We start from the raw sequence: 1,163 nt of genomic DNA, 5'->3' as shown, positions 1-1,163 counted from the left end.
ACTGTGCTGAGTAAAACCGGTTATGTCGGTTTTCTGACCGCAACATCGCCGCTGCTGGCTGAACAACAACACAATTGGTGGATGGGGCAGAGTGCAGCGCTGCTCATCGGTGGCGGGATCTGTTTGGTGCTGCTGTGCCAACCGAAAACCGCGTTGACATCGCGTTCAACTCCGCTGTTAGCTACCGGTGCGTTGATTATGCTTGCTGGTGAATTGGCTGGCCGTATTGCCTTCTATAATCTGTGGGCGATTGGCATGTAAGTGCTTGTATATCGTTAGATAAGTTATGTCATGGGCATGTCAAGGTGAGTAAATTGTACCTTGGCATGGCTCTGCATCCCCCAATACGTTTATTTTTTTCAGGATAGATGATGATTGCTGTGGTTTCCCGCATTCTTGGTGGCTTGCTCTATTACCCGCCAGATTCAGAACAGGCCGCACCATTACGGGCAGTGTTGCCAGAACTTCCAACCCTATTTAGCTGGCCAGAGCCGGCCTTAATTGAGCAGTGGTGTGCTCAACTTGCGGTTGCCGAACCGGATTTACGTTATCACTTCTCGGTACTGTTTGAGGGGCAAGGTGAGATGCCCGCACCACCGTGGGGTTCGGTGTATCAGGATCAGGATAATCTGTTGCTGGCCGAATCAGCGCAGCGTTACCGCGCGTTTTTAGCCGATCAGAATATCTGTTTTGACAGCGGGTTAAATGAGCCGGAAGACCAGATTGGCTTGATGTTACTGGCTCTGGCCTATTTGCTGGAGCAGGGTCACGACAGTGCGGCAATCACGTTGCTTGAAGAGCATGTATTGCCGTGGAGTGCGCGTTATGTGCAGCTGTTGAGCGCCGCTGAGTATGGCCATTTTTACCCAACATTGGGGAAGGTGCTGGGCTGTTTTTTGCAGACCTTAATTGCAGAGCTGGAGCTGACTCCGCGCAGTGTTCGCTTGCATCGTTAACCCATTAAGCTTGTTGAAACATCAAGAGAAAAGCAGAACAGACCCGTTATGAGAGATGCGCGTTACTCTCAAGCTTATATGGAACACCGCACGGTCAGCCGTCGTGGTCTGCTGCGTGGGTTATTTGCCGGCATCAAGCAGGCCGGTGAGCCGCGCGCAGAAGCACAGGCCGCGTTGCAGGCTAAGGTAATCCGACCACCGTATGCA

Annotated in this window: 1 protein-coding gene and 1 pseudogene; both read left to right on the top strand. The window is 52.1% G+C overall.

What is annotated here, in order from left to right:
* A pseudogene (locus tag ACRC27_RS01920) lies at positions 1-261 on the top strand (dimethyl sulfoxide reductase anchor subunit family protein); the annotation flags it as partial.
* 110 nt (positions 262-371) lie between these two features.
* Positions 372-956 (top strand): molecular chaperone TorD family protein, encoded by a 585-nt coding sequence (locus tag ACRC27_RS01915; RefSeq protein ID WP_438639060.1) that lies wholly within the window; start codon positions 372-374, stop codon positions 954-956.
* The last annotated feature ends 207 nt before the right edge of the window (positions 957-1,163 follow it).

The organism is Plesiomonas sp. (genome assembly GCF_051650925.1).
Classification (GTDB): Bacteria; Pseudomonadota; Gammaproteobacteria; order Enterobacterales; family CAMTGL01; genus Plesiomonas.
The sequence above is the reverse complement of the archived record's forward strand: the minus strand, read 5'-3'. Positions and strand labels throughout refer to the sequence as shown.

Coding starts and splice junctions, on each gene's coding strand:
- ACRC27_RS01915 (WP_438639060.1), top strand. CDS start 372: ATGATTGCTGTGGTTTCCCGCATTCTTGGTGGCTTGCTCTATTACCCG.